This is a genomic window from Luteolibacter flavescens, assembly GCF_025950085.1.
GTDB lineage: Bacteria > Verrucomicrobiota > Verrucomicrobiia > Verrucomicrobiales > Akkermansiaceae > Haloferula > Haloferula flavescens.
Map to the genome: position 1 here is coordinate 18635 of NZ_JAPDDS010000013.1, position 26948 is coordinate 45582.

General features: G+C 62.3%; 21 protein-coding genes. 11 read left to right on the forward strand and 10 right to left on the reverse strand.

Features of this window, described 5'->3' with window-relative positions:
• Positions 1 to 207: 207 nt before the first annotated feature.
• On the forward strand, positions 208 to 1071 hold the full coding sequence (locus OKA04_RS19365) for a hypothetical protein (protein ID WP_264502861.1): 864 nt from the start codon (positions 208 to 210) through the stop codon (positions 1069 to 1071).
• Between the two features lie 91 nt (positions 1072 to 1162).
• Positions 1163 to 2212 (forward strand): DUF302 domain-containing protein, encoded by a 1050-nt coding sequence (locus OKA04_RS19370; protein ID WP_264502862.1) that lies wholly within the window; start codon positions 1163 to 1165, stop codon positions 2210 to 2212.
• 9 nt (positions 2213 to 2221) lie between these two features.
• Here the strand turns inward: OKA04_RS19370 and OKA04_RS19375 are convergent, their stop codons facing one another.
• The 3 genes from OKA04_RS19375 to OKA04_RS19385 all read right to left on the reverse strand — a co-directional run bounded on the left by OKA04_RS19375 (position 2222) and on the right by OKA04_RS19385 (position 5983).
• A complete protein-coding gene (locus OKA04_RS19375; protein ID WP_264502863.1) occupies positions 2222 to 3061 on the reverse strand; it encodes a CvfB family protein in 840 nt (279 codons plus the stop codon).
• A gap of 132 nt (positions 3062 to 3193) precedes the next feature.
• Positions 3194 to 3757, reverse strand: a complete 564-nt coding sequence (locus OKA04_RS19380; RefSeq protein ID WP_264502864.1) for a plasmid pRiA4b ORF-3 family protein — start codon at positions 3755 to 3757, stop codon at positions 3194 to 3196.
• Positions 3758 to 3802: 45 nt separating this feature from the next.
• Positions 3803 to 5983, reverse strand: a complete 2181-nt coding sequence (locus OKA04_RS19385) for a hypothetical protein (RefSeq protein ID WP_264502865.1) — start codon at positions 5981 to 5983, stop codon at positions 3803 to 3805.
• 89 nt (positions 5984 to 6072) lie between these two features.
• Between OKA04_RS19385 and OKA04_RS19390 the strand changes: the two genes are divergently transcribed.
• Positions 6073 to 7509: a DHA2 family efflux MFS transporter permease subunit gene (locus OKA04_RS19390; RefSeq protein WP_264502866.1), complete on the forward strand. Its 1437-nt coding sequence runs from the start codon at positions 6073 to 6075 to the stop codon at positions 7507 to 7509.
• Here the strand turns inward: OKA04_RS19390 and OKA04_RS19395 are convergent.
• Positions 7503 to 8123 (reverse strand): TVP38/TMEM64 family protein, encoded by a 621-nt coding sequence (locus OKA04_RS19395; protein ID WP_264502867.1) that lies wholly within the window; start codon positions 8121 to 8123, stop codon positions 7503 to 7505. The genes OKA04_RS19390 and OKA04_RS19395 overlap by 7 nt on opposite strands.
• A gap of 147 nt (positions 8124 to 8270) precedes the next feature.
• Between OKA04_RS19395 and OKA04_RS19400 the strand changes: the two genes are divergently transcribed.
• On the forward strand, positions 8271 to 15860 hold the full coding sequence (locus OKA04_RS19400; RefSeq protein ID WP_264502868.1) for a BACON domain-containing protein: 7590 nt from the start codon (positions 8271 to 8273) through the stop codon (positions 15858 to 15860).
• Positions 15861 to 15864: 4 nt separating this feature from the next.
• Positions 15865 to 17013: a hypothetical protein gene (locus OKA04_RS19405; protein WP_264502869.1), complete on the forward strand. Its 1149-nt coding sequence runs from the start codon at positions 15865 to 15867 to the stop codon at positions 17011 to 17013.
• 31 nt (positions 17014 to 17044) lie between these two features.
• Here OKA04_RS19405 and OKA04_RS19410 read toward each other — a convergent pair whose 3' ends face one another.
• From OKA04_RS19410 to OKA04_RS19430, 5 genes are all read right to left on the reverse strand, one after another.
• Complete coding sequence (locus OKA04_RS19410; protein ID WP_264502870.1) at positions 17045 to 18469, reverse strand: hemolysin family protein; 1425 nt, start codon at positions 18467 to 18469, stop codon at positions 17045 to 17047.
• A gap of 6 nt (positions 18470 to 18475) precedes the next feature.
• Positions 18476 to 18736 carry an FmdB family zinc ribbon protein gene (locus tag OKA04_RS19415; RefSeq protein WP_264502871.1) on the reverse strand — a complete coding sequence of 87 codons (261 nt, stop codon included), beginning with the start codon at positions 18734 to 18736 and terminating at the stop codon, positions 18476 to 18478.
• 63 nt (positions 18737 to 18799) lie between these two features.
• Complete coding sequence (gene rpsN, locus OKA04_RS19420; RefSeq protein WP_264502872.1) at positions 18800 to 19069, reverse strand: 30S ribosomal protein S14; 270 nt, start codon at positions 19067 to 19069, stop codon at positions 18800 to 18802.
• Between the two features lie 75 nt (positions 19070 to 19144).
• On the reverse strand, positions 19145 to 20092 hold the full coding sequence (locus OKA04_RS19425; protein ID WP_264502873.1) for an N-acetylmuramoyl-L-alanine amidase-like domain-containing protein: 948 nt from the start codon (positions 20090 to 20092) through the stop codon (positions 19145 to 19147).
• A gap of 48 nt (positions 20093 to 20140) precedes the next feature.
• Complete coding sequence (locus OKA04_RS19430) at positions 20141 to 20395, reverse strand: DUF3253 domain-containing protein (RefSeq protein WP_264502874.1); 255 nt, start codon at positions 20393 to 20395, stop codon at positions 20141 to 20143.
• Positions 20396 to 20492: 97 nt separating this feature from the next.
• Between OKA04_RS19430 and OKA04_RS19435 the strand changes: the two genes are divergently transcribed.
• On the forward strand, positions 20493 to 20918 hold the full coding sequence (locus OKA04_RS19435) for a DUF5069 domain-containing protein (RefSeq protein ID WP_264502875.1): 426 nt from the start codon (positions 20493 to 20495) through the stop codon (positions 20916 to 20918).
• A gap of 15 nt (positions 20919 to 20933) precedes the next feature.
• Here OKA04_RS19435 and OKA04_RS19440 read toward each other — a convergent pair whose 3' ends face one another.
• Complete coding sequence (locus OKA04_RS19440) at positions 20934 to 22379, reverse strand: type IV pilus twitching motility protein PilT (RefSeq protein ID WP_264502876.1); 1446 nt, start codon at positions 22377 to 22379, stop codon at positions 20934 to 20936.
• Positions 22380 to 22564: 185 nt separating this feature from the next.
• On the opposite strand from OKA04_RS19440, the gene OKA04_RS19445 reads away from it, so the two are divergent.
• From OKA04_RS19445 to OKA04_RS19465, 5 genes are all read left to right on the forward strand, one after another.
• Complete coding sequence (locus OKA04_RS19445) at positions 22565 to 23272, forward strand: PEP-CTERM sorting domain-containing protein (RefSeq protein WP_264502877.1); 708 nt, start codon at positions 22565 to 22567, stop codon at positions 23270 to 23272.
• Between the two features lie 117 nt (positions 23273 to 23389).
• Positions 23390 to 25018 carry a fumarate hydratase gene (locus tag OKA04_RS19450; RefSeq protein ID WP_264502878.1) on the forward strand — a complete coding sequence of 543 codons (1629 nt, stop codon included), beginning with the start codon at positions 23390 to 23392 and terminating at the stop codon, positions 25016 to 25018.
• 16 nt (positions 25019 to 25034) lie between these two features.
• On the forward strand, positions 25035 to 25595 hold the full coding sequence (locus OKA04_RS19455) for a Uma2 family endonuclease (protein WP_264502879.1): 561 nt from the start codon (positions 25035 to 25037) through the stop codon (positions 25593 to 25595).
• 37 nt (positions 25596 to 25632) lie between these two features.
• On the forward strand, positions 25633 to 26286 hold the full coding sequence (locus tag OKA04_RS19460) for a hypothetical protein (RefSeq protein WP_264502880.1): 654 nt from the start codon (positions 25633 to 25635) through the stop codon (positions 26284 to 26286).
• 215 nt (positions 26287 to 26501) lie between these two features.
• Positions 26502 to 26888, forward strand: a complete 387-nt coding sequence (locus OKA04_RS19465; protein WP_264502881.1) for a hypothetical protein — start codon at positions 26502 to 26504, stop codon at positions 26886 to 26888.
• Positions 26889 to 26948 lie beyond the last annotated feature (60 nt).

Genomic DNA, 26948 nt, shown 5'->3' on the forward strand with positions numbered 1-26948 from the left:
ATATGGCTCGCGGTGAGAAGTACCGACGAGTCGGCGATTGTCGCGGAAGGGCTTTCTCCAAGGATCGGATTGACAGGAGATTCTCCGGGCAGGCCGAAGACGGAAAGGATAGTCCTCACGAAATTCCGCGGACTGTCTCACCAGCCTCTGGAGAAGCGGCCCACCTTCCGGACGGTCCAGGCTTTGGCGGAAGAGGTTCCCACCGAATTGCTCGTTCCGTTGCTCGATGAGTCCGACGGCTCGATGCACGAGAGCATCGACGGATGGCGTCGTGCGGCCCTTTGGGCAGAGATTGGCAAGAGAGATCCGCAGCGAGGCAAGAGCCTGTTGGAAAGTCGCTTCCCTCTGGATAAGACCACGCCACAGCTCTCCGCAGATCCCTTTTCCGAAGATTCGGCTTTCGACGATGCCATCGCATCCATCAAGTCGCATCCGGCATCCCTCAAGCATTTCCAAGAAGAAGCAAACCTGGCGGCCTTCGCTTATTTCCGCGGACGGATTGAAGCCTGTGATCCATCTCCCGGCACACTTGAGCCGCTGATCGCGGATTTCCATGGCTTGGCGGAAGGGATATCGAACGAGGGCTGGAGTTCCCAGGTGGACGAGTTGCTTTTCCGTTCGCTTGCACATCGAAATCCGGAACTCGCTTGGGGGATTCTCCCCGGAGCCAAGAAAGAATCGGCTCTGGCCCAGTACCGGAGCTTCTTCACCTATCCGGCTTTCCAAGGATTTTTCGATGGTCTCGATTCCAGGAAAGAAGTGATCGGCTACGCCTACCGCTGGCTGGACCATTGGGAATCCCCCGAGGTGAAAGCCGCCTACATGATCGAGGGTCGGGTGGACGAGCAATGGTACCACCGCTCGTACGGAATCTCCGGCATCATCGTGGGCGCATTGGAGCGCGTTGACGCCGGAGCCGTCGAAGCATGGGTCGATGCCTCACCGTATTACGACCCGGATGACCTCGTCTACCGGGCTTCGAAGGGACCTCCCCAGCCCCCCGAGGACTCGCTCATCGCATTTCCCGAAGCCCACCGGGCCATCATTCCCGAAGGGTGGTCAAAGCCCTGACTCCTTCGCTTTCCGGGCAGTTGAATGATACGCACGACAACCCGGGTTTTGACCTCGCCACTATAAGTATTACTTCGCTAGGTTCCAGTGCATGCGCCTCCCCCGCTTGCTGCGTTGTATCTCATTCCTGGTCCTAGTCTTCGCCCGCTCTTTGGCGGAAGAACCCGCTCCGGCTGAAACAAAGGCATCCCTGCTCACTCCAAAGGACAAGCCCGTCTCGCTGGAAGAGATCGAGAAGCTGGCACCGGGCGCAAAGGTGACGCGATCCGAGGGCGCCGAAGGACTCATCCGCTTCACCGCGGAATGGGACGAAGCCACCGTCAATATCAACTTCAAGCCCGACTTCGACCGCGAGACCCAGACCGTGGGCGCGCTGGGCTTTATCTCGAAGTTTCCAGAGGAGGATCGAAAGACACCCGACGCGAGGAAGCTCGCCGCATTCATTCCTTCGGTTCAACAAGCCTATGGCATCATTCTGCCCCGTGGATTTGACAGCAAGGGCCAAGCCTCCGCCTTGCTTCGTGACCTGGCGAAACAACTCGACGGCTATGTGATTTCAGGCGGTTCGTTTTACGACAGCCTCGGTTTTCGCGTTCTCGGCTCCCCCTTCGACTCACCATTCCTCGGGCGGGCGGGGCGAGGCCTTTACCGCCCGGACCCAGCGACTCCCACCGCGAAGATTCTCGCTGGCGCTTGGGACGCGACCTTCGGGATGAAGAGCGTGATGGAAGATGCCACCATGCAGGTCTGGATGGAATCGGTGGATGTTTTCGGCGAAGATGGAAGCCACCGTTCCAAAGGCACGATGGAGCTGCTGCTCACACCGACCGATGCGGAGGAAGGATTCATCATGAGCCTCGACTTCGAAAACACGGGCGGATGGGAGGAAAAGGACGGCAAAATCGTGATTCATGCCGAGAAAACAACCACGGCGAATCATCAGGCCGAGATTGAGGAGCTCAAGGAAGTCATCGAGGAAATGGCCGCCGAAATGCGCAAGACCACTGACCCCGACTTGAACTGGATGATCTATCGCAATCCCGACCTCATCTTGTTCGAGGAGAGCGAGGTGGGAATCACCGGCCAGATGAAGCGCAAGGAAGCATCTGTGGAGCCGAAGGCTCCCGCGATGCCGAAATAACCTCGAACCTCACTCTTCCACCAACCGGATCCCGTCGTCGCCGATGGTGATCTTGCGCTTCTTGAAGAGCGCGCCGGTGGCTTGCTTGAAGGCCTTCTTGCTCACACCGAGGGCCTTGTGGATCTCTTCCGCGGGGCTGGAGTCGCTGACCGCCCAGAAGCCACCGCGTTGCTTCAGCTCTTCCTCAATCCGCGTTTCGAGGTCATTGATGCGGGTCCGGCCGGGCGGATAGAGGGAGAGGTCGATCTTCCCGTCAGGACGCGCCTGAACGATGTATCCCTTGGTTTTCTCCCCTGCTCGCAGGCGGCGGAAGACCTCGTTCGCGAAGAGCACGCCGGAGTGCTTGCCCTCGATGATGGCCTTGTAGCCAAGCTCCGTCTTCCCGTAGAGCATCAGCTCCACCTCCTGACCTTCCTTGTAGGGCGGAGGCGTCTGATTGAGGAATTTGTTCAGCCGCCGCGTCGCGACGATGCGGCCGCTTGCCTCATCGACGTGGACGTGGACGACGTAGGACTTCCCCGGCTCCAGCCGCTCCTTTTGCTCGCGGAAGGGCAGCAGCAGATCCTTTGGCAATCCCCAGTCGAGGAATGCGCCGACGCCCGTGATGGCCAGCACTTCCAGGTAGGCGAATTCCCCCGGCATCACCTTCGGCTGCTTCAGCGTCGCAACCGGGCGATCCTCGGAGTCATGATAGAGGAAGACATCCACGACCCCGCCCATCTGCCAATGACGCGGCATCTCGCGGCGCGGCAAAAGCACCTCGCCCAGCTCGTCCCCCGCATCAAGAAAGAGACCGAAGGGCTGCTCGCGGAGGATCGTCAGTTGGGCGCGCTCGCCGATGTTTGCCATGATGGGATAAGTGAACCGCCAAGGCGCAAAGAACGCCAAGGTAGAGGTTAAAAACTGGGAGCGCGGAATTCATTCCGCTTTGAAGTTAGGTAGCCGGGCTGGGAAGCGGAACGAATTCCGCGCGCCAACTCGTCAGAGCAGCTTGCGCTTCTTCGGGTTCCGCTTCTTGCCGCCGAAGACGACTTCCTTGATATCGAAGGCCTCGGGATCGTACTCGCCGCGATACCAGCCGATCTGTCCATGCAGCGCCTCCATGTATTGGAAGGCACCGCCGAAGTCCTCCGGCGGGCAGGCACGGGCACCGTCGATCATCAGCGGGCCGGCTTCCTCGCCGTCCTCTCGCTTCTCCAGCACCACCTCGTGGATCCACTCCTCGGCGAAGTCGTAGCGGTAGAGCAGGCGCATCGGCAGGCGCTTCTTGCCGATGAAGTCGGCGAGCGTGATCTTCAGCTCGTCCTGGAATTCCCCGCCCTTCGGCACCTGGTCGGCCAGGCCGACGGGACCGATCACGTCGGTCAGGCGCTTGCCCTTGCCGTGGCGGAATTCGTGCGGGTGCTTGTTTTCCCAGCCCATCGCATCCTGGATCGCGTCATTGAGCTGGAGGAAATTGAAAGACGCGGGCACCGAAAAACGCCGCCAGATCTGCGGGGTGATCTGGTAGAGGAAGACTTTTACGACGATGCGCGGCTGGGACATGCACGGGAGCTTAGGAAAACCACAGCTCCCCGTGCAAACCAAACATCACTCGCCCTTCCGCAGGTGCAGGCTGGTCCGCGGCGCACCATCCGCCAGCCACTTCCGGTAGCTCAGGCCCTCGAGCTTTTCGAAGGACTTGCCGATTTCCTCCAGGCTCTTCTTCGATTGTTCACGGATCGCGTCGGGCTGTTCCTCCGTCAGTTCGTTCGCGAGGTCCTCAAGCTCCTTTTCTCCCAGCTTCTTCATCTCCTCGGTCCAGGCACGCAGCGGTGCGAAGTCGATTTCCGCGATCATCCCGGTCTCACTGCCACTGGCAGGTGTGGCCATGGATTTCGAGAAGCCGACCGCCATGGATTGGGAGGTGCCCATCATCCACAGCTTGTCATTCAGCGAAACGCCGGGGAGGAAATCCCCACCGATGAAGGGCAGCGGCGGATACCACGTCTCAAGCCCGCCGGACTCCAGTCGCTGAGGCAGGATGAGCGGATAATTTGTACCAGAGGCCTCGGAGGCCCACGCGGTGAGAGAGCGCCAGGAGGCGGCAAAGGTCTTCCCTGCGGCGTCGATCTTCGCGCGATCCGTCACCGGGCGGGCGATGAGGAAACGGGGAATCGTGGAATTGGCCACCGTCTCCTCGGAGATCCCCGGCACCGGCGGCATCTCGCCCTTAAAGTCCATGGCGAATGCCATCTCGTCACCGATGCCCGCGCGGAACTCGTCGTGGTAGCCGCGATTAAGATTGCGGACCTCGTCGATCAGGCGCGTGACGATCTCCTCCGGAATCACTCCCGCGCCGGCCGAGTCGGAATTCTGCACCTCGGTCACGATGGCCTCCACCAGCATGCCGAGCTGCTCCACCTGATCCCACCGGCGCTCCTTCCGCTCGCGATTCTGCACCCAGTGCATGCGGGCCGCGGGCTGCAGGGACACCGCGGCATCCGTCATCAGCAGTGGAGCGGTGTAGTCCAGACCGGGATCCGGCCATCCGCCGCGGCTCTCGTAGCGCCACCCCTGATCCTCGACGAGCACCGCCGACCACGCCATGGCGGCACGCCCCGCGAGGTCGCGGTCGATGTCCGCCATGCCGGAAAGGAGATCACGCATCAGGCGCTCGTCCTTCACCGGAGGACGGATGGCGCGAGCAAGTCCGCTCCAGTATTCCGAGCTGTCCAGCCACGGCAGGACGGCGCGAACGATGGGCTCCGAAAGATAGCTCGCTCCCAGGACGCGCTTCTCCGCGTACCCTTGCGTCCACTTCAGGGCATCGGTGGCAGCCAGGGAGTCCTCCGGCTTCTCCGCGAAGCGCAGGCCTTCCTTGCCATTGCCCAGATAGACGAGCACCCGGCCATCCAAAACCCCGGACGCGACGGTGAACCGCATGTTCTCCAGCGCGACCAGCATCCGCTCGATCCGCTCGGGTGAAAGTCTCTCCATGACCTCCGCGGCCACTTCCTCCTTTTGCAAATCCTCGCGAATCCCCGCCACCAGATCGCCGAAGGCATCGCGGCCCGAGAGCTCGTAGCCCTTCATCGTGGTGCCGGAGGACTCGAAGCTCACGGGAGCCGCCTTTTCATTGGCTGAAAACATCTGATCCAGCCCTTCACCCAGCGACTTGAGGCATTCCTCCAACTTGCTCGCATCGGGACGCCAGCCCATCACCACGGTCGGCACCTGGAGGCGCGAGTCCTTTTCCAGGGCATCCATCCACCGCTCCATGAGATCCGCGTAGAGGCTTTCCTCCAGGGCGGAGAAGTCGGGCTCACCCTCTTTCTTCGCCATGGAATCCAGCGCGGCACCCAAGGCGAACTCCGTCCATGCGGCGGAGAATCCGCGGTAGCTCTTGCCCACTGTCTCGAGCTGCCCGCCGAGGCCGGGGCCGATGAAAAGGAAAGCCTCATCCCCCACCAGCGCGGAGAACTCCTCGGTTTTCTCGAGGATCTTCGCGATCTCCTCCTTGTTCTCTTCGACGTCCGGCAGCGTCATGAAGGGCTTGATGAAATTCACGACGGTATCGCTGGTTCCATAGCCCGCGATAAACACGTCCGCGTCCGCAGGAATGCGCGTCGCGATGCCGAGATGCGTGGCAATGGGCACCGGTGCGGGAGTCTTACCTTGCGCCGCTGCCTCCTCAGCCGGAGTGGCGGTCGTCTGGGCGGGGCTTTCCTTCTTCTGGCATCCGGTCGAAATCACCGCCGTGGCCGCGATCAGGCATGCGAATTTTTTCATCTCACACAGTCATGTCCATGTGGGTTCTTCCGGCCAAGTATAATCCCGCATTGTGACTCCACCCGCCGCGGCTAAGGTCGCCCCGGAAGATGGGCGAAGTCGTGGATCCCGGCCTTGAGAAAACCCGCCGCTACCTGCCGTGGGTGGTGGCGGTGGCGCTATTCATGCAGCAGCTCGACGGCACCATCGTGAATACCGCGGTGCCGACGATGGCGGCGTCGCTCGGCGTCGAGTCGCTGAGCCTGAAGTCCGTGCTCACCAGCTACACCATCGCCATCGGCGTGCTCATCCCGCTGAGCGGCTGGCTGGCCGACCGCTTTGGCACGAAGCGTGTCTTCGGCTTCGCGGTGGCGGTCTTCACGCTCGGCTCGCTGGCCTGCGGACTCTCACAAAACCTGCCCATGCTGGTCGCGTCGCGTGTCCTTCAAGGCGTGGGTGCCGCCTTCATGATGCCGGTCGGGAGAATCGCGCTGCTGAAGACCTTCCCGAAATCCGGCATCCTGCGGGCGATGAATTTCGTGATCATTCCCGCGCTGTTAGGCCCGCTGCTCGGCCCGCTCACCGGCGGGGTGATCGTCCACTGGCTGCCGTGGCGGATGATCTTCCTCATCAATATCCCCATCGGCCTGTTAGGACTCTGGCTGGTGAAGCAGCACATGCCCGACCATCGCGCGATCAAGGCCGATCGCCTTGATACCGCGGGCTTCCTCCTCTTCGGCAGTGGCGTTGCCCTGCTCTCGTGGGTGCTGGAGATCTTCGGCGAGCACTCGATGGACACGCTGCCGGTCGCCTGCCTCGCGGCGCTTTCACTGGTGCTGATCGGAGCCTATCTGTGGCGGGCGAAGCGGACGCCGCAGCCACTGCTCCCGGTGGATCTCTTCAAGGTCCGCACCTTCCGCGTCTCCGTCGTCGGGGGATTCGTCACGCGCCTCGGCATCAGCGGCATGCCCTTCCTGCTGCCGCTGCTCTATCAGCTCGGCATGGGCTTCACTCCGTGGCAGGCGGGCCTGCTGGTCATGCCGCAGGCGGCGGCGGCCATCGGCATGAAGCTCCTCACGCAGCGCATCCTCGGCCGCTTCGGCCACAAGCAGGTGCTGGTGGTGAATACGCTGCTCATGGGCGTCCTCATCGCCGCCTTCTCGCAGGTCGGCCCCGGCACGCCGGTCTGGGTCATCCTGCTCTTCAGCATGGCGCAGGGGTGCGTGTCCGCCCTGCAATTCACCGCGATGAACACGCTCGCCTATGCCGACACCAGCGATGAGCAGGCCAGCGACGCCAGCACCATCGCAAGCACGGGCCAGCAGCTTTCCATCAGCTTCGGCATCGCCTTCGCGTCGCTCGTCACCGGGGCCTTCCTCGGCAGCATCGACCGGTCGGACGCGGTGCTGCTCGTCCCCGCGCTGCACAAGGCCTTCCTGCTGCTAGGCGCGGTCAGCATCGCGAGCGCCGCCACCTTCCTCACGCTGAAAAAGTCCGACGGGGGGAATGTCAGCGGCCACGGTCAGGCCCAGCCGGAAGGTCACTGAATCACCTTCCTCGCCGCCAGCCACAACACGGCCGGCACCAGCAGGCTGAAAACAAGTGCCCACCCCGGAGCCTCGCGCCCCGCCGCGCCGATCCACGCGAAAAGATACCCCACCGGCAAGCTCCCGCAGGCCAGCGACGCCACGAACCGACCGAAGGGCATCCGCACCAGGCCCGCCGTGCAGGAGATCGCCTCCGGCAGGATCGGCAGCGACCGCGAAAGCGCGATCATCCAGCCGCCCCCGCGGGCGAAAAGCAGCCTGCCTTTCTCGAAATCCCTATCGCCTAAAAGCTTCCGCGCCGCGCGCTCCCCCACCAGACGCCCGACGCCATAGCCGCAGAGGCCCGCCGTCATCGACCCCGCCGCCGCGACCAGCCCTCCCAGCGCGAGGCCATACACATAGCCCAGCGCCGACATCACCACCGTGCCCGGCACCGGCAGCACCAGATCCGCCGCCAGCAGCCAGATCCCCGCCGCCCAAGCCCACGGCCCCGCCCTCTCCAGCCACGCCACCGACCCGGCCAGAGAGAAGCTCTCTTCCCACGATCCTCCCCACAGCACCCAGCCTAGAAGAATGACTGCAGAAATCGCGATGAACCAAATGACCAGTCGCATGGCAGCAGGGAACAAAGGCCCTCCAGACAAGCGGTCAAGGCAAGGATGAACACCCGTTCACCATGTAATCACACGGACCTCAGCCGTGCGAATTGTCACCACGCATTATCTCGACAGTTCCACAGATCTCCATCTCAACTCCAACGCATGCGTTCCCTCCTCAGCGCCTCGCGCTACCGCAATCCAGCGAAGGGCATCTCCCGACTCCCGAGATATGCCATGATCGCCGTCACCGCCCTGCTTGGCACCTTTGCCCGGGGTCAAGATGGTCCGGCGGACGAGCACCTCGATGTCACTCCCCGCTCGCTCCGGTTCACCCTCCGGTCCGGCGAAAAAGTCACCGAGCAGCTCACCCTCGAGAATCCATCGAGCCAGCCCATGGACTGGAATCTCTCGGTCCGCGGGTCGGATGGATATTCATCATCGCTTGAAGGCTCCCTGTCCGCTCTCCAGGACCGCCATGCGGCCCTGCTCGACGCCTTGCCTCCCGGTGCCATCCAATTCGGGGGAGGAGTGACGGGCAGCAGCATCAACGAGTCACCCCTTCAGGAAGCGAACAAGCTCTCCACGAACCTGAGCAGCGAACTCCCCTACTCCGACGGCGTCATCCGCGAGTCCTCTGCTTTTGGCACGGGTGGTCGCTATTTCACCCTCAAGTTGCCAAAGCTCTTCCTTTTGGGGGCTGACTCCAATGGCCCGACGCACTTCGACATCAGCGGGAACACGAAGTACAGTTCCACGCCGGACTTCCTCGTGTTCCCGCTTTCCCGCGGTGGACGCGATTGGCTGGGCTTGGCCACCCGCCACACAACGGCTTTCTCGCACTCCGTCGATCATATCATCCTAATCGATGATCCGGGCGCATTCCAGGTGGGCGACTTCACAACGAGGCTCATATTCTCCGGCAAGCGACGCCTGTATTATGCGATGTTCGTCACACCGCCCAATACGACAAGGATGGACACCAACTACCATGCCTTGGCCCAGACACTTCTCTACACCCTGCCCGACCATCTCTTCGGGCCCACCGGGGCGCCTGCCACAGGAACCCTGTCGGGAGCTGCCACCTCCACCTCAACCCTGACGATTGACACTTCCGGTTGGCCAACAGGCAACTACCTCTATCTGCTGGATCCCCAACCGGGCACCTCCGACGCAGAAAGCCGCCGCATCCCCATCAACGTCGAAGTAATGGAGCCAGCGGTGAAGCTCGATTCAGATTTCATTCGCCGAGGGAGCGTCGTTGGTGGCCCGGTGGAAAGCCACTTTCTCGGCACTGCCTCAACGACAGGCAGCCCGGTCACTTGGTCGGCCAATATTCCCGGCAATCCTCCATGGGTAACCCTGAGCCGGAGCACCGGAAACTCTCCCGAAGCAATCGAACTCAAATTCGATCCAACCAAGGTCCCCGGCACCACCGGCGTATTGCGTGCGGAATTGGTGGTGACGACCCCCAGAGCGACCCAGAGCATTCCCATTTCCTACACCGTGGATCCGGTCGCGATTCGCCATCTCATCGCGGACCCTCTGCGGTCACTCGTATATGCGGCCAACAAAGGTTACTTCAACGGTGCGTTCATCGTCGTCGACCCCGCTACCGCAAAGCCGATCCGCGTGATTCCTACCGGACTCGGATCTTGCGACATCGATATCAGCCCGGACGGTTCGCGAGCATATGTCATGAATGAGGTGGCCAGCACCATCACTGGCATCAATCTGGACACATGGGAGGTTCTTGGAACCATCGCCGCACCCCGCAATTTTTCAGGCAACGTATTTTCCTCCGTTCGTCGAGTTGCCGCTGGCACCGGCTCCCGCGTTTATTGTACCGATTCAGCCTCCCTTCCCAACCTGCATCTGTTGGATTTTGACCATGGCTCCGTCATCAATTCCTTCAGTGCCTCCGCCTTGCCTAGAGACGTCCGTACCACCGGGTTCGGAGATATTCATTTCGACGCCTCCGAGAAGCGCCTCTACTTCACCCGACGCTCCTCAAATTCCTCCGGACCGAGAAGAATATCGGCTTTGGATACCACGGATGATTCCCTGACCTTGGCTGGCGAATACCCCACAACCGCCACCGGCGGCTATCCCTCGGTCCATTCGAGGTTGTTTGCCGATCTGGACAGAAACTGGTTTTTCCATGGTCAGGATTCATTCACCCGACCACTAGGTGCTTCTCCCACACAACTTCTCTCGGAGAGTGCTTATTTGGAGAGCATCTCAGCCTACGGCGACCTCATCGTCTCATCCGTGGGAATCTTTCATGGCCGGAATGGCATGAAGCTCGCCTCGCTACCCACTGCCGACGGTTACTGGTTCAGCGCTTTCACAAACGATCAGTCCGCCCTCTTGCTCGCTGGTGCCACTGCACCGTATTTCCGCCGCTTCGAGTTGCCGGCCAATATCCGGCCTCCTGCCATCGGCATCCGGCCGAGCCCGGCGGATGGCGGGGCCGTGGGTGAAAACGCGACCTCGCTCTCGTGGTCGAGCCTCCCGTATGTGGATGGCTACAGGGTCTATCTCGGCACGGATCGGGATGTGATCGCCTCTGCCACGGCAGGTGACCCCAGCGACCGCGGCATCTTCACGCGCAATGTGCTTCCGCTCGATCCCCCTCTTCCGCCGGGATCGTATTTCTGGCGCATCGATGCGATCCGCGGAGGCACCGTGATTCCCGGTACGGTGACGTCCTTCGGAGTCGCCTCCTTCCGCATCAATCCCGCCTCCGTCGCGGTCGCGGCTCCGGTGGGGTCACTCACTCAGGAAGTCTCGCTGCAAGCGACGAACCAAGCCGGACAACCCGTGGCATGGACCGCCAGCACCACCACCCCTTGGATCTCGCTGACGCAGACCTCCGGGGCCGCCGGAACCCCGGTCAAGCTGCGCGTCAACCCTGCCGGTCTCGCGGCAGGCATTCGCCAAGGATCGGTCCGTGTCACCGGACTGGGACTAGCATTGGAAATCCCGGTCTCACTCGAACTCATCTCCGTCAATCTGACCCGTCTGAAGGCGGACCCCTCGCGGTCCATCGTTTACGGACTCGATACCGGGGTGCTTCGCGGAAAGCCGGGACACATCGTGGCCATCGATGCCGCCACGGGCTCCTATTTGCGGAGTCTTCCGCTGGATGACTACTCCACGGACTTCGCCGTCCATCCTCTGGAAGACCGGCTCTACGTGCCGACCGCATTCTCCAACAAGATCAAGGTGATCGACCTCACCACCTGGACCGAGCTTCCGACCATCACCCTCGCAGGCTGGACACAAACCGGCTTCGTCTATCCCGGCCGCGCCGGACGACTGGTATTGGAAAACAATAACTTCGGCCCCCAGCCATATCACATCGACACGGTCAATGGAACCGCTCTCGGCGTGATCCCCACCGGGAACTCTTACTCGAGCACCCCGCTCGCGGTGACCACGCCCGATGGCACACGGCTTTTCCGGACCGGACCTTCGAGAATCCAGCCGGTGGACATTTCCACCGACCCGTCTCTCGCGCTTGCCTCGGTCTCCGTACCGACGGAACCAGCGGTCGCCTATAAGAAGATGGCCCGCAGCCACGATGGCTCCCGCACGTCGATCGACAATATCGTGCTCGGCCCGCAGTTCGAGCTGATTGGCTTCCGGCCCGCTCCCATCGACGCGATGACCCGTGATGGCAGGCTCTCCGTTCATCCGGGTGGCATGTTCTGGACCGATACCGGACTCACCTTCGCGACCTATCCGTCCGGCTACACGACCACCTGCATCACCTCCGACGACCGCTATGTCGTCGCCTGGAGCGAGACCCTGGCCAAGCCGGTGTCGATCACGATCGGGAATACTGCCGCCCCGTCTCCCCTGCCCGGCGCCACCCTGCCGACCAGTCCGGCAGAGCTCTCCTGGCCTGCCGTTGCCGGGGCCACGGCGTATTACGTCTATCTGGGCGACAGCCAGTCTGCCGTGACATCCGCGACCAGCAATTCGCCTCTGCGAATCGCCACCGTTGTCGGCACCGGCAACCCCCTCTCCAGTGACCTTCCCTTCGGCTACCGCTACTACTGGCGCATCGATGCCATCACCCCCACCGGGACGCTGAAAGGTGCCGTCTATTATTTCGATGTATCCTTCCCGGAAGCGTTCACCCCTCTCCAAGCTTCCGCTGGATCAATCCTGGGTTCCAGCTTCGCGGCCAGCCCCACTGGCGAGATCGCCACTGCGAGCAGCCAGAGGATCAGCATCTACGAGCCCATTCCTTCCGGAGGTTTCGGCCATCGCGAAACCTTGATCGCGCAGGATATCGATAACTCCCAAAGCAATTTCGGCACGACACTCGCGTTCGGTCCGGGTGTCCTCGCCACCGGGGACAATAAATACTCGACGGCTGCCAACGACGACTCGGGGAGAGTTCATGTCTTCAGCCAATCCCCCGCAGATGGCTGGCAGCCTGAGAAGCCCCTGCTGCCTGCCTCTCCCACTCCTAACATCGGCTTCGGTAGCTCCGTGGCCTTCGCTTCGAACCAGTTGTTGGTTGGCGAAGGATGGGCTGGCCGGAATCGCGTGATGTCCTACTTCCAATGGCCGTCCTGGCAGCCGGGACCTCCCCTGGTTCCGACTCCGAACGAGGACGGATCCAAATTCGGCCATGCCATGGCCATCAGCGGCACGCGCGCCATCATTGGTGCGCCCGGCGAGGGATTCTCGATACGGGGGTCCGCATTCATCTTCGAATACGATGCAGCCAGCAAGAGATGGATACAGCGGTCGCGACTCCTGCCTCCCGCCGGGACCAACGGGGATTCCGCCGGCGGCTCAGTGACCATCTCGGGCGATCTTGCAGCCATCGGGATGGGCTCCAGGAATTCGATTTTCAACACTGCCCGCAAAGTCCAGGTGTTCCAGAGATCCTCCGGCGGATCCTGGAGCCAGATCACCTCGATCACCGACCCTCAGCCGGGAGCCGGCAACTTCGACGTTTACTCCCGCTTCGGCGAATCAGTCCTTCTTCAAGGCAATCTCCTCTTCATCCTGGACTCCTACGCCAAGCACGGAGGCAGACCGGGAGGGGTGGTTTACGTCTATCGGCGCAACGGCTCGAACTGGATCGCAGCCCCGCCGATCGTTCCTCCAAACCCTGACAGCGTGTTCGGCTCCGAGATGATCCTTCAAAATGGGATGCTCCTCGTTCTGGGCAGCAAGGGGGAAAACTTCAACGCCCCGCAGGTCATCCACGGATTCAACATCGAGGCAACCCGCAACCTGCCACCGAGCTTCGTCTCAGAGCCTCCCACGCAGATCGTTGCGGGAAGGCCTGTTGATTTCGAAGTCATCGTCACCGACGACGGGGATGTCACCTCTTTGACCTTCGGACAGGCCAACCTGCCCCCCGGACTTTCACTGGTCCCCACCGGCGAAGGAACCGCAAGCATCCAAGGCACGCCGACCGCTGCCGCCGGCACCGAGCATTGGCTGCGCATTCCCGTCACCGACCAGTCGGGGGCCCAGTCGATCCAGACAGCCCTCGTGAGGATCCTGGCGGCCAGCGAAGCGCCGGTGCTCGCTCCCCTACCCGAAGCCTTGGAAGTAAGGAGCGGGGAAGACCTGCACATCCAGCCTCTCGTCACCGGCACCGCGCCATTCACTTGGAAATGGCAGAAGGACGGCGAGGACCTTCCGGGCAAGGACAGGGCCGCTTTGGTAGTCTCCGAAATGAACGGGACACACGCCGGACTCTACCGCGTGATCGTCACGAATGCGGTCGGCTCGACCACCTCGACCGAGGTGCGAGTGACCGTCCGTGCCGCGGACCGAATGGCCGGAGATTGGACGGGATACGGCAGCGGACCGAATCACGACGGATACCAATCCGCCACGCTCGGCAATCACCGGTTCGTCCCGCTCTGGACCTATTCTCTCGGCGTCCGCTCCGGTCTCGGGCAAGTATTCACGTCCGGCGGAAGTGCCTACTTCTTGCAGGCGTCCATGCCCGGGACCCTGCGGTCCCACTCGCTCGCAGATGGTGCGGAAGTATGGAGCAGACCGCTGGGGTGGTTGAGTTACGCCGGAACGCCCAGCCTCTGGGACGGAAAGCTCTTTGCCAACTACACTGATGACAACTCGGCCACGAATCTGTGGGCCATAGGACGGGACGGAGCCACCCTCTGGCAACAGCCGAGCTACGGCAGCGGCTACGGGCTCCACGGCACCGTCGTCGATGATACCGGGGTTTTCGTCAGCTCGGGCTACGGGCTCCAGGGCTTCGAGGCAAATGGGAGCCCGAGATTCGCGATCCGGCCGAATTCGGCTCAGAGCTTCCTGCCTGCGCTTTCTCATGGCCGCCTGTTCACTTGGACGAGCGGTACCTTCAGTGAACGAGATCCGGCAGACGGAGCCGTGATCTGGGCCATCCCGGGGCCGGCGAGCCAAGGTTCGGCTCCCCTGCAAGTCCCGGTCATCCAAGGAGACAAGGCGTGTGTCCTCGACTCCTACGCTTATCTGCTGCGCTGCTTCGACATCCGCCTGCGGAAGGAGATCTGGTCCGTGAGCTATGGCCTCCAAGGTGCGCCTGCGATTTCCGGCAACCGCGTCTTCATCCTCCACGGAGCCGACGTCCGCGAACTCTCGCTGGAAGATGGTAGCTTGATCGCGACGCACAAGACCGATGCGCCGTCCAACAACAACTTGGCCGGCCAGCCCCTGCTGCTCAATGACCACCTCATCGTCACCAACGCGAGCAAGACATGGATCATCAACCGTGAGGCGGGCGAGACGGTGCAAACGCTCCCGTATGGTGGAGTGGCCAGTTATTCCGGCAACAAGCTCCTGCTCGGCGGCAGCGAAGGCCACTTGCGGGCATTTCTCGCCAATGTAGCTCCGCAATTCTCGGACACCGCTCCTGCCGACATCGCTGCAGGCGACGCCGCCACCGCCCAAGTCATCGCGCTCGCCGGTCATGTGACCGATGAGGATGCCGGTGACACCATGAGCTGGGCCATCGAGTCGGTGTCGAATCCGGGGCTCTTCCGCTCCATCGAGATCAATGCCACATCCGGCGATCTGAGCGTGGAATACAACCCGTGGACCAGCGGTGAATCCGAGGTGGTCATCACGGCGACGGATACCGCGGGCAATGTGGCTCGGCAGACGATCCGTTTCACGCTGCCAGTCCTGCCGGAGCCGGAGCTGCAGCTCGCGGCCACTCTGACGCTGAATCGCCAGACCGGCCTTTATGAGCACCGCATCACCGTGACGAATACGGCGGCGCGGGAGATCGCGGGCTTCGACCTCGCCATCACGGGACTACCAGCCGGAGTGACTGCCAACAATGCATCGTCTTCGGAAGGCGGCATCTGGACCATCCACCACCGCCAGCCCCTCGCGGCGGGTGCCTCGACGGTGATCCTGGTGGAATACTATACTCCGGTCCGAGGAACGGTGGTCCAGCCACAGGCGAGCGTGGCCATCGTGGCCGAGCCGGAGAGCGATCCCGCCGCCGGTGCGCCCGGGCTGGCCGTGGACCGCTGTGTGAAAATGGCCGATGACTCGCTGCTGATCGAATTCACCTCGACGCCGGGCACCCAGTATGAAGTCCAGTATTCGGATGACATGCGGAATTGGAAGGTTTCCCCGGTGAAGGTCCGTGCCGCTGGCAATCGCGTCCAGTGGATCGACCGAGGGCCGCCGCGCACCGACAGCCCGCCCGCCGAAAACAACTCCCGCTACTACCGCGTCCGCGAACTTCCCGCCTCCTGAAACCATGAGAATCCAGATTCCCCTCCTCCTGTTAGGTTGTGTCCCGGTCCTCGCCGGTGACTCGAAGAATCCAGCGCCCACCTCCGGCGGCGACTGGGAGTTTTCCCTCTCCGCCGGGCCTGCCGTGCGGACGCTGGGTCAGGTCAAGATCAACTCCGGCTATCGCAGCGGCGGCTTCACGCTGCCGTCGCTGGTCGGGTCGGACTCGCTGACGGTGCCGCCGATCGGCGACACCACCGGCTATGCGGATCGCGAATACAACGATGGCTACGTCCGCCAGGACGCGGGCACCGGCACCGACGGCACCACCTGGCACTGGGGCTATGACAGCGCTTCGCAGGTGCAGGGCGAGCAACTGGTCTTCCAAGCCACCGGCTTCCAGAGCATCCGCGGCGATCTCTCCAATGCGCCGAATTCCGGCCCGGCCTCGAAGGACACGCTCGATGGCATCGCGCCGCACATCCAGTTCGACGTGCGCAGCCCGCACTACATCGGCCCCTTCCGGGTCGGCTTCAGCGCGGGGATGGACTTCATCAAGACGGACCAATCGCTCGCCTTCTCGAATTTCTCCGCGACGCAAACACGCGAGGACTACCGGCTGGACTACGTGGACCGCTACGACCTGCAGGGCGTGATTCCGCCGCAGGCACCCTATGCCGGGTCATACGCGGGACCGGGACCGCTCATCGACAACATCCCCGCCATCCGGAACATCACGCCAGTGCTGATCTTCACGGACACGGCGACCTTTGCCAACCAGGTCCATTCCTCGATCAATATCGACGCCTTCAGCTTCACGATGGGGCCGACCTTTTCGCTGAGAAAAGGCCCGCTGGAATTCGCCTTCTCCGGCGGGGTCATCGTGAATGTCTACGACTGGAGCGCGCGGCAGAGCGAGACGCTCGACGGCACCAGCTCGACCGGGGTGACCCGCATCGCGCAATGGCAGGAGCACGACTCCGGCGTGAAAGTTCGCCCCGGCTTCTACGCACAGACGGACGTCACTTACGCGCTGAATGAGCAGCTCGGCTTCGGCGGATTCCTGCGGCTGGATGCCGCCAGCGAGTTCCGTGCGCAGGCAGGCCCCACGATCTACAAGATCGATCCCTACGGCGTCACCGCGGGCCTACAGCTCCGCTGGATGCTCGACTGATCGCCACGGCGGGCGGGCCGGGAAACCGGCCTCACTCCTCCTCGTCCTCGCCACCAGCGGCGAGGGCGGGCTCGAGGCGGCGGAAGTGGATCTGGCCCACGCGGCGGCCATCGGTGCTGGTGACCTTGGCCTCCCAGCCATTGATCTCCATGGTCTCACCGACTTCCGGGAAACGACCGAGCTGCTGCGTGATGTAACCACCCACGGTGGTCACCTCGCCGCTCTCCAGATCAAGCTCGTCCGCCATCACGGAGAGATCGTTCAGAGTCATCGAGCCCTCGATCACGAATTCCTTGTCGTTGATCCAGTTCGACTCCGGCTTCTCGTTGTCGAATTCGTCCTGAATGTCGCCAACCAGTTCCTCGATCACGTTGTCGAGGAAGACGATGCCGACCGGTGTGCCGAATTCATCGACGGCCATGGCAAGGTGGGCGCGCTCCTTCAGGAAGAACTTGAGCAGCATGTCCAGCGGCATGGTGTCCGGAACCATCTTCAACTCGCGCTTGATCCGCATCAGGTCGGGATCCGGCGCGCCGACGAGCTTCAGCACGTCCTTGATGTGGATCAGGCCGATGGCGTTGTCGAGGTGACCGCCCTTCACCAGCGGGAAGCGGGTGTGCTTCGTCCGGCGGGCGATCTCGAGGGCTTTCTCGAAAGGCTCGTCGGCATTCAGCGTCACCACCTCCTGGCGCGGCGTCATCACATCGCGCACCCAGAGTTCGTTCAGGCCGAGCGCATTGATCAGGATCTCGCGCTCGGTCTCGGTGACTTCCTCGGCGCGTTCGCTCTCGGCGACCAGCAGCGCGAGTTCATCGGACGAGTGGATGTGCTCGCCCTCGGCCACGGGGTCGATGTTGAAGACCCTCTTCAGGATCCAGTTAGCCGTGCCATTCAGCACTCGGATGGCCCAGTGGAAGGACTTGTAGAAAAGATGCAGCGGCCCCGCCAGCGCCAGAGTGGTGGCCAGCGACTTGCGGATGGCGATGGACTTCGGCAGCAGCTCGCCGATCACCACGTGTAGGAACGTGAAGGAGGCGATGGCCAGAACGAACGAGATCGTGGACGAGGGGTTGAGGGTCTTACCCCATATGTGCCACTCGGAAGGCACACCCACGCCGTGCAGCAACGGCTTGACCAGCGCTTCCACGAAAGGCTCGCCCAAGAAACCCAGCGCGAGAGAAGCGATAGTAATGCCAAGCTGATTCGCCGAGAGATAGCCATCCAGGTGACTGACGACGTGGTAAGCCGTCTTCCCCGAGCGGGTCCCCTTGACCGGCTCGATCTGACTCGGCCGGACTTTTACGATCGCGAACTCGGACGCAACGAAGAACGCGTTCAGCAGCAGGAAGAAGACGATCCCGATGATATAGAGCGCGATCATCCCGCCTGTCAGCGAGCCGTCCGCTTTCTCAGAACCGGCATTTGCCAAAAACAGAATCTCGGGAAGAAAGTTCATCCCGGATTAGAGTTTTTCATAAACACCCTGATCGCGGCGTTCGAGCACGGTGAAGCCCGCCGATTTGGCGTCGCTCACGGACAGCGGCTTCGCGATCCGTGGCGTGTTCACCTTGGAAATCACCTTGCGCACAGGTTTGCGGCAAAGCGGGCACTGCTCGAGTGCCGGGCGGTCGATGGGCCGCCTCAGTTCAAAGCCCTTGCGGCAGATGCGGCAAGATCGCTCGGGATCCTCGGGGCTCTCGGAAAGGTATTCGTAGATGGGCATGGAAGAGACGGAAGGACGGGCAGTTACCGCCTTCCGTCAACCTAAGCGGGCAGCGTGCCGGAATTACCAGCTCGACTTCGTCACTCCCGGGATCATGCCGTGCGAGGCGAGCTCACGGAAGCTGATACGGGAGAGGCGGAAGCGGCGGATGAAAGCGCGACGGCGACCGGAGTACTCGCAACGGTTCACGAGACGGGTCGGGCTGGCGTCACGCGGCAGCATGGTAAGGCCGACATAATCCTTCTCCGCCTTCAGTTTGTGACGGAGGTCGGCAAACTTGGCGACCGTGCGCGCTTTGCGCTCGTTGCGTGCAATCCAGCTCTTCTTGGCCATAATTCGGGGCGCGGTGAATACCCCACCAGCCGGGGCGTGCAAGCCCAAACTTGGTATTTCTCGCCAAAAAGACCATCACCGCGTCGCAACCGGCCGTTGCCAGAGCTTCGACGGCGGCAGGTCATTCGGCCGCACCACGACGATCCCGGCGTGTTTCGACCCTTGGTTCAGGTAGTCGGTGATCGGGCGGTCGATGATGGTCATGCGGCCCTTGTCGCGGTCGGAGGTGGCGTGGGTGAAGTAAGCGCGGCCCTGGAGCTTCACGATGAGCCCGACATGGGAAGTGTAGCCATTCTGCCAATTCGTGGTGATCGCGCAGATGTCGCCATCCTGCAGGTAGCCCTCGATGGCGCGGACGTTCTTCTTCGGGATGTGGTACACCGGCAGCTTCGACACGCGGGCCTCGATGCGACCCATTTCCGGCAGCAGGGACGGGCTGTTCCGCAGGTAGCGGTAGCTCTTCCACTGCACCGTCATTTCGCGGATCTCGCGGCGCAGGCGCTGGGCTCCGGGCAGGCGCGGGGTGATGTTCTTGGCGAAGCCGCGGCGCTCGTTGTCGTAAAAGACCTCCTCGAGGTGATGCATGCGGCTGAGGTAGCTCCCGGTGCAGACGCCGCCGCGGTAGCGCTCCACCTCCACCATGTGCAGCATGTCCTGCGGGGTGTAGGGCGCGGGCTTGTAGCGCAGCATGCGGGCGAAGGCCAAGGCGTTCTCGTAGTACGTCCAGCAGTCCATCGCGTTCAGGTTCACCACCGGCGACTCGATGCGGTCATCCACCTCCAGCGTGTAGTTCACATACGGCGTGCCGACCATCGCCCGCGCGGCGCGGATGGTGCGGGCTCCGAGCGGGAGCTGCCGCCAATTCTCCTTTTCCGCTTTCTGGACCAGGGCCCGGAATTTCGCCTCGCCCTTGAAGACGGTGCCCATCGGCAGGCGCACCGGGCTCGGCGGTGTCACGGTGTGCTGGGCGGCAGCCGGCAGGGCAGCGAGCAGCAGGGCGGAAAGGACGACGGCCAATTTCATGCCTGGCATCCTACGGAGATCGCGGGAAATGCAAAGAAGCATTCGCCGTCAGCCCCGGCGTCGCAGCCGGATCGGTCCCTTCGCCGTCGCCGGATCGACCACGCGGCCTTTTTGGACGACTTCGATTTCACCCCGTGATTCCAAGTGCCGGGCCACCCGCCGGACATCGTCCATCCGCTCCCGCCAGTCATCGGGGAAAAGCTCCCGGGAGACCTCGCTCGGGCAGATGGTCGCACCGGGGGTGCGCTGTCCCAGCAGGCCCATGATACCCTTCCCGATCCGGCCATCTTCCTCGCTGCCCATCACCCTCCAAGCTCGCGGACCTGCGATGAGGATGCAAGGAGCGGTCGCTGCTCTTTTGGCTGCTTGTGCCCGCAACCGGGATCTGCAACCTGACCGCGTGTCCCCGACCCACGAGCCACCCCGCAGCCCCCGCGACGAAATCGACGGCGTGATCTATTTTCCCCGCCTGTGCGACAAGGTGCGCCTGTATGCCGCCGGGAAGCTCCATCCGCAGTATCACGCGAACCTCGGCGGAGGGATGGACCTGTGGACCTGCCAATTCCTCGGCGTGGAATATGCCGCACTGGCCGAGGAGGTCCGCCACCTCGACTCGGATGCCGAGGCACTGGCATGGGCCAGTGAAAACGGTGCCACCCGCAGCCCGCAGGAATTCGCCTGGTGGTCCGCCTTCATGCGCACCCGCGGCTTCCGCGACGATCTCGCCGAGAAGCTGGCCCAGCGGAAAGCGGAGTCCGGCTTTCAGGATCGCGAGGACATCGTGACCTTCATGGACTACATCGACGCCGACGAGGGCCGGATCTAACGGACCCTCCCCTCCCTACTCCAGCAGGTGCTGGAGCGCCTTCGGGTCCATGGCGTGGCGGACGGCGGTCTCGCGGTCGATGACGCCCTTCCGCAGCAGCGAGGCAAGCGAGCGCTCCAGCGTGATCATCCCCTCCTCCACCCCGGTCAGCATCGCATTCCGCAGGTAGTGATCCTGTCCCTCGCGGATGCCGGTGGCCACGGCGGACGTGACGACGAGCTTCTCGATGGCGGGCACCAGCTTCTTCGACTTCGTCGGCACGAGGCGTTGGGAAACAACGGCCCTCAGCGACAGCGCGAGCTGCACGCGGATATGCTGCTGCTGGTGGCCGGGGAAGACATCGACGATTCGGTTTACCGCCGAACTCGCGGTGCCGGAATGCAGGGTCCCCAGCACGAGGTGACCGGTCTCCGCTGCGGTGAGCGCCGCGGAAATCGTGTCGAGATCCCGCAGCTCCCCGAGCAGGATGACGTCGGGATTTTCCCGCAAGGCAGCCCGCAGCCCGGTGCTGAAGCTTTCCACGTCCGCGCCGACCTCTCGCTGGTGGATCAGGCACTGGTTTTCCCGGTGCTCATACTCCACCGGGTCCTCGATGGTGATGACGTGGCGCTGCCGTGTGCAATTGAGATGATCGACCAGTGCGGCGAGCGTCGTGGACTTCCCCGAGCCGGTGGTGCCCGTCACGAGCACCAGCCCGCTGGGATAGTGGACCAGATCCAGCAGATCATCCGACAGCCCGAGATCCGCCAGCGGCGGGATCTTCTGACGGATGGGCCGCAGCGCCGCGGCCACCCCGTCACGATGACGGAAGACATTGATGCGAAATCTACGGCTACCTCCGGAAAGCTCCCAGCGCGTCGCGAAATCGACGCTGCCGCTTTCCTCGAATGTCTGACGCGCCGTCTCGTCCGGGATCAGCTCGATCATCTTCGCGGCGTCCGGAGCAGCCGCATCCAGAAAAGCAAGCTGGCCATTCCTCCGCACGCGCGGCTGCTTGCCGGAGGAAAGGAAGAGGTCTGAGGCATCGAGCGAGGCCGCTTGGTCGATGACGGCAAGCAGATCAGGACCGGATCTAACAACCGGAGCGGGAGTCGCAGGTGTGGGAGCGTCCGCGGGCCTCGCGAATTCCGCCACGGCCTTTGCCAGCGGATCGTCTTCCTCGACCGGCGGCGGCACGGCTCCGGCGTGGACCTCGATGCGGAATTCACCCGCGGAAGGCAGGATCGCGTAGCCGAATGACGCCCCGTCCGCCGCACTGAAGCGCCCTTCCTTCCTGCCGGTCACGTCTTCGCCCGCCATTTCTCCCGCGATGCGGGCAAGCATGTCCGCACGCAGCGCAGGCATCGAGAGCTCGATGGTCTCGCCTCCTCTCAGGAGAATGGGCACGGCATCCGAGACCAGCACCAGCCGCTCCGCCCGCTTCTCCAGCATCAGTTTCAGAAAGGTATCGATGACCGCCATTTTCTCCCAAGCTTCCCTTGATAAACCCGCAATCTAGCGGATTCGTCTCGACGCCTTGCCGGAAATCAAGGCTTGCGATTTGATTCGTAATTCTTAATTACCGGCTCGTCGTCCTCTGGCAGCGCCCCCCTCAGGCCCGTGCTTCACCCCACCGAACGATGAATTTCCCCTGTTTCCGAATCACCTTGGCTGCGGCCGCACTGTCCCTGCCCGCAGCCGCCCAGACGCTGCAGCCTGACATCGAGCAGCGCTACCAGACCCGCAACTATCTCATCTCCCGCGGCAACGAAGTAACCATGCAGGATTCCGGCACCGACCTGCGGACCGGTCCGGCAGGGTCGTGGATCTTCGATTTCTGTGCCGACTTCGATGCAGGCAATAACGAGAGCACGCTCTACAACGTGAGTTCCGGCTTCGGCGGGCTCACCGTGGCCCAGTCGAACGACATTTCCGCACTTCTCTACAATACCCTGCCGACCTTCGACGCCATGGTGCGCGAGGGCATCAGCCAGAGCGGCATGGATTGGCCGACGGAAAGCTACAGCGGCTACAATGACCTGCTCGCCTACGGCGCCGGGCTTCAGCTCGCGCTGTGGGAAATCATCCACGACTCGGCCTCGAGAAAGATCGGCACAGGCAACTTCAGCGTAGCCGATCCGAGCGACTCGGTAGCAGCCGCGGGCCGAGCGAATGCCCAGGCATTCCTCGATGGCGTGGCTGGCGGCTGGACCTATGCGCCCGGCTTCACCTTCCAATACGCGCGCCCAGTTGACGGAAATGGTGTCGGCGTGCCCAACGGCCAGGACCGCCTCTGGGTGGTGATCCCCGAGCCATCCACCGCCCTGCTTGGAGCCTTTGGCGCGCTCTGCCTGCTGCGCCGCCGCCGGGCTTGAGCCGACGATTGAAACGCTACTATCTCTTCCGCTGAATCCCCGTCCGGCCGCGTGCTGGCGGGGATTCAGTATTTTCCGGGACTGGACGCCCGGCGGGCCGCGCATAAGCTCACGCGCATGTCCGAATTCGTCTATCAGGATCCCTTCCCGCTCGGTCCCGACACCACCGAATATGAGTGCGTGACCAAGGAGCACGTGTCGGTCGCGGAATTCGACGGGAAGCCCATCCTGAAGGTCGCGCCGGAGGGCCTGGCCCTGCTGGCGAACGAGGCGATGAAGGCGATCAATTTCACCCTGCGCCCCAGCCACCTCGCACAGGTCGCCGCGATCCTCGATGACCCGGAAGCCACCGAGAACGACCGCATGGTCGCGCTGATGCTGCTGAAGAACGCGGAGATCGCCGCGAAGGGCATCCTGCCCGCCTGCCAGGACACCGGTACCGCCACCGTGGTCGGCAAGAAGGGCCAGCAGGTCTGGACCGGCTGCGACGACGCCGAGTGGCTCTCCAAGGGCATCCACAAGACCTACCAGGAGGAAAACCTGCGCTACTCGCAGACCGCCCCGCTCACGATGTACGAGGAGGCGAATACGAAGACGAACCTGCCCGCCCAGATCGACCTCTACGCGAGCGAGGGCGACGCTTACAAATTCCTCTTCGTCTCGAAGGGCGGCGGCTCGGCGAACAAGACCTTCCTCTATCAGGAAACGAAGGCGCTGCTGAACCCCAAGCGCCTGAAGGAATTCTGCATCGAGAAAATGCGCTCGCTCGGCACCGCGGCCTGCCCGCCGTATCACCTCGCCATCGTCATCGGCGGCACTTCGGCGGAGACCTGCCTGAAGACGGTGAAGCTTGCCTCGACCCGCTACTACGATGCGCTGCCGACCACCGGGAATATCCAAGGGCAGGCCTTCCGCGATCTGGAACTGGAGAAAGAACTGCTGGAAGCCGCGCGCAGCATCGGCATCGGCGCACAATTCGGCGGAAAGTATTTCGCGCTCGACGTGCGCGTGGTGCGCCTGCCGCGCCACGGGGCATCGTGCCCCGTCGGCATCGGAGTCTCCTGCTCCGCCGACCGACAGGCGAAAGCGAAGATCACGAAAGACGGCATCTTCCTCGAAAAGCTGGAGAAGGACCCCGGTCGCTTCATCCCGGAGAAGTATCGGAACTGGAAGTTCAAGGGCGTCGAGATCGACCTCGACCAAGGCATGGAGAAGACGCTCGCCACGCTGACCAAGTATCCCGTCACCACCGCGGTCTCGCTCAGCGGCACCATCATCGTCGCCCGCGACATCGCCCACGCGAAGCTGAAGGAGGTGCTGGATGAAACCGGCGACCTGCCCGCCTACATCAAGGACTACCCGGTCTACTACGCCGGCCCTGCCAAGACCCCGGCGGGCTATCCCTCCGGCTCCTTTGGCCCGACCACGGCGGGGCGCATGGATTCCTACGTCGATCTCTTCCAGAGCCACGGCGGCTCGAAGGTGATGCTTGCCAAGGGCAACCGCTCGCAGGCCGTGACTGATGCCTGCAAGGCCCACGGCGGCTTCTACCTCGGCTCCGCCGGCGGCCCAGCCGCCCTGCTCGCGAAGGAACACATCAAGAGCCAGGAAGTCGTCGAGTATCCCGAACTCGGCATGGAAGCCGTCTGGAAGATCCGCGTGGAAAACTTCCCGGCCTTCATCCTCGTGGACGACAAGGGCAACGACTTCTTCAAGAAGATCAACGAATGCCCGGTGTGCGTGTGATGGGAAACCTACGGCCATGACCGGGCTGACGACCGTCGCGGACTACCTCGACGCCGAGAAATCGGCGGAAGGGAAGCACGAGTTCGTCGGCGGCTTCGTCTTCGCGATGCCTAGTTTCTCGAACCGGCACAATACCATCGCTGGCAATGCTTTCGCGATCCTCCACGACCGGGTGCGTGGAGGATCTTTCCAAGCTTTCAACAGCAGCACCAAGGTCCGCATCCAGCTACCCGATCATAACCGGTTCTATTACCCGGATGCCATGGTCGTCTGCAATCCGAACGCATTGGGCGATCACTTCCAAGATCAGCCGGTGGTCGTGATCGAGGTCATGAGCGAATCCACTCGTCGGGCCGACCTCGGAGGAAAGCGTGATGCTTACCTTCGGATCTCCGCGCTCAAGGTGCTGCTCCTCGTCGAGCCCGACATGGCATTGGTCACGGTCCACCGCCGTCGCGCCGAGGGGGGATTTGCGGTCGAGCATCATCACGGCTTGGAGGCTTCCATCCCCCTCGCCGAGATCGACACATCGCTTTCTCTCGCCGAACTCTATGACCGGGCGGGAATCGAAGACTAAGTCATCGTCAAGGTATCCACCCCCTCTAATCTATCGAATGTCATCCAAGACGAAAAAATTAGATCGAAAACTGGTTACCGCATTATCTCACGATCTTCGGCCCGATGGCTTTTCAAAAATGTCACCGCAGGATTTGATCAGACATGCGAACGATCACTCGGAATTCATTTACTTTGGATCAAGGATAAACAGAAGCACCAGACTGGAAATGTTCCATTTCAGCGTCTGCATTCGCTTTCCTGCAATTGAGGCAATTCTCGACCCCTACGAGGAAAATATTCAGGGATGCACTTTCGGATCCCCGATTCACATCCTAACCGAAGAGCAAAAATTTCGTGAATGGACTTTAACCCCCACCTCGTTCGAAAGCGTCCGATCAGAAGCACGATCACTAATAACTCAATACGCATTTCCATTTTTCGAGGAATTCAAATCCATCGAGGATGTGGCAAAACATCTATCCCCTGAAAAAAACCCTCACTGGTCGATCTTAGATCAAACTCGTCAGATACAAATTTTCGCTGCAAGTTTATGCGTCCTTCACAGAAGGACGGAAGCGGTAGCTTTGCTAAAAGAGGAAATCGAGAAACTGGAGAAGGAAATGGAAAATAACCGCCCTAGATTATTCAAATATCGATTCCCGCTACAACAACTTCTCCAGCGACTTACCTCTGTAGATCCAAACTCTTGATTTTCATCAAGCTTTGGTCACAAGCGCCTCTTTCTCCTACGTGATGGGGAAGCTCCACGCGAAGGACCCCACCTCGACTGAATCCAAAAACCTGACCGTGGATGCGGTGAGGCTTTTTAACGGATGAGGCGGAGGACCGAGCGAGGCCGGACCCGCTGTCTAACGGCTAGCGTTTTCTATTGCGACGAGGTCTCAATTGAGCTTCCTTCCGCGGCGTGACGCTTACGCCACACGAGATCGACGCCCTCCTGCTGCCCATCGCGCCATCCTTGGCGAAGGAAGCGGACACCATTCTCGATTTGCGTGACCTGTTGATGTCCAAGGGACATCCGGGCAAGTGCGTGCGCTGTTTCTTCCGGCTTTTCACGGCCGCTGGCACCGAGTCCCAGCCAAAGCTGGCCCCGCTCCGGAATTTCATGGAGCAGCACCTCGAAATCGCCGTCCGTGCCGATGGCGCGGAGCTGGAGGTGCTTCCCGTGACCCTGCTGGCGGGGGAGGATCTCGAGGAATTCTGCCTGCGCTCGATGAAGCAGGTCCGCCTCGACCGGACCTACCGGGCGAAGCGCCTGGAACTCGCCTTCCGCTACAAGGCGGCGGCTTGAGACCTGGCGCGACCGCGCCCACGGCCCGCCGGAGAAAGGATCGGGCAATTCGACAATCAC

What these genes read in the sequence shown, in the direction of transcription:
- OKA04_RS19370 (WP_264502862.1), top strand. Translation starts at nt 1,163, where the DNA reads ATGCGCCTCCCCCGCTTGCTGCGTTGTATCTCATTCCTGGTCCTAGTC.
- OKA04_RS19375 (WP_264502863.1), bottom strand. Translation starts at nt 3,061, where the DNA reads ATGGCAAACATCGGCGAGCGCGCCCAACTGACGATCCTCCGCGAGCAG.
- OKA04_RS19380 (WP_264502864.1), bottom strand. Translation starts at nt 3,757, where the DNA reads ATGTCCCAGCCGCGCATCGTCGTAAAAGTCTTCCTCTACCAGATCACC.
- OKA04_RS19385 (WP_264502865.1), bottom strand. Translation starts at nt 5,983, where the DNA reads ATGAAAAAATTCGCATGCCTGATCGCGGCCACGGCGGTGATTTCGACC.
- OKA04_RS19390 (WP_264502866.1), top strand. Translation starts at nt 6,073, where the DNA reads ATGGGCGAAGTCGTGGATCCCGGCCTTGAGAAAACCCGCCGCTACCTG.
- OKA04_RS19395 (WP_264502867.1), bottom strand. Translation starts at nt 8,123, where the DNA reads ATGCGACTGGTCATTTGGTTCATCGCGATTTCTGCAGTCATTCTTCTA.
- OKA04_RS19400 (WP_264502868.1), top strand. Translation starts at nt 8,271, where the DNA reads ATGCGTTCCCTCCTCAGCGCCTCGCGCTACCGCAATCCAGCGAAGGGC.
- OKA04_RS19405 (WP_264502869.1), top strand. Translation starts at nt 15,865, where the DNA reads ATGAGAATCCAGATTCCCCTCCTCCTGTTAGGTTGTGTCCCGGTCCTC.
- OKA04_RS19410 (WP_264502870.1), bottom strand. Translation starts at nt 18,469, where the DNA reads ATGAACTTTCTTCCCGAGATTCTGTTTTTGGCAAATGCCGGTTCTGAG.
- OKA04_RS19415 (WP_264502871.1), bottom strand. Translation starts at nt 18,736, where the DNA reads ATGCCCATCTACGAATACCTTTCCGAGAGCCCCGAGGATCCCGAGCGA.
- rpsN (WP_264502872.1), bottom strand. Translation starts at nt 19,069, where the DNA reads ATGGCCAAGAAGAGCTGGATTGCACGCAACGAGCGCAAAGCGCGCACG.
- OKA04_RS19425 (WP_264502873.1), bottom strand. Translation starts at nt 20,092, where the DNA reads ATGAAATTGGCCGTCGTCCTTTCCGCCCTGCTGCTCGCTGCCCTGCCG.
- OKA04_RS19430 (WP_264502874.1), bottom strand. Translation starts at nt 20,395, where the DNA reads ATGGGCAGCGAGGAAGATGGCCGGATCGGGAAGGGTATCATGGGCCTG.
- OKA04_RS19440 (WP_264502876.1), bottom strand. Translation starts at nt 22,379, where the DNA reads ATGGCGGTCATCGATACCTTTCTGAAACTGATGCTGGAGAAGCGGGCG.
- OKA04_RS19450 (WP_264502878.1), top strand. Translation starts at nt 23,390, where the DNA reads ATGTCCGAATTCGTCTATCAGGATCCCTTCCCGCTCGGTCCCGACACC.
- OKA04_RS19455 (WP_264502879.1), top strand. Translation starts at nt 25,035, where the DNA reads ATGACCGGGCTGACGACCGTCGCGGACTACCTCGACGCCGAGAAATCG.
- OKA04_RS19460 (WP_264502880.1), top strand. Translation starts at nt 25,633, where the DNA reads ATGTCATCCAAGACGAAAAAATTAGATCGAAAACTGGTTACCGCATTA.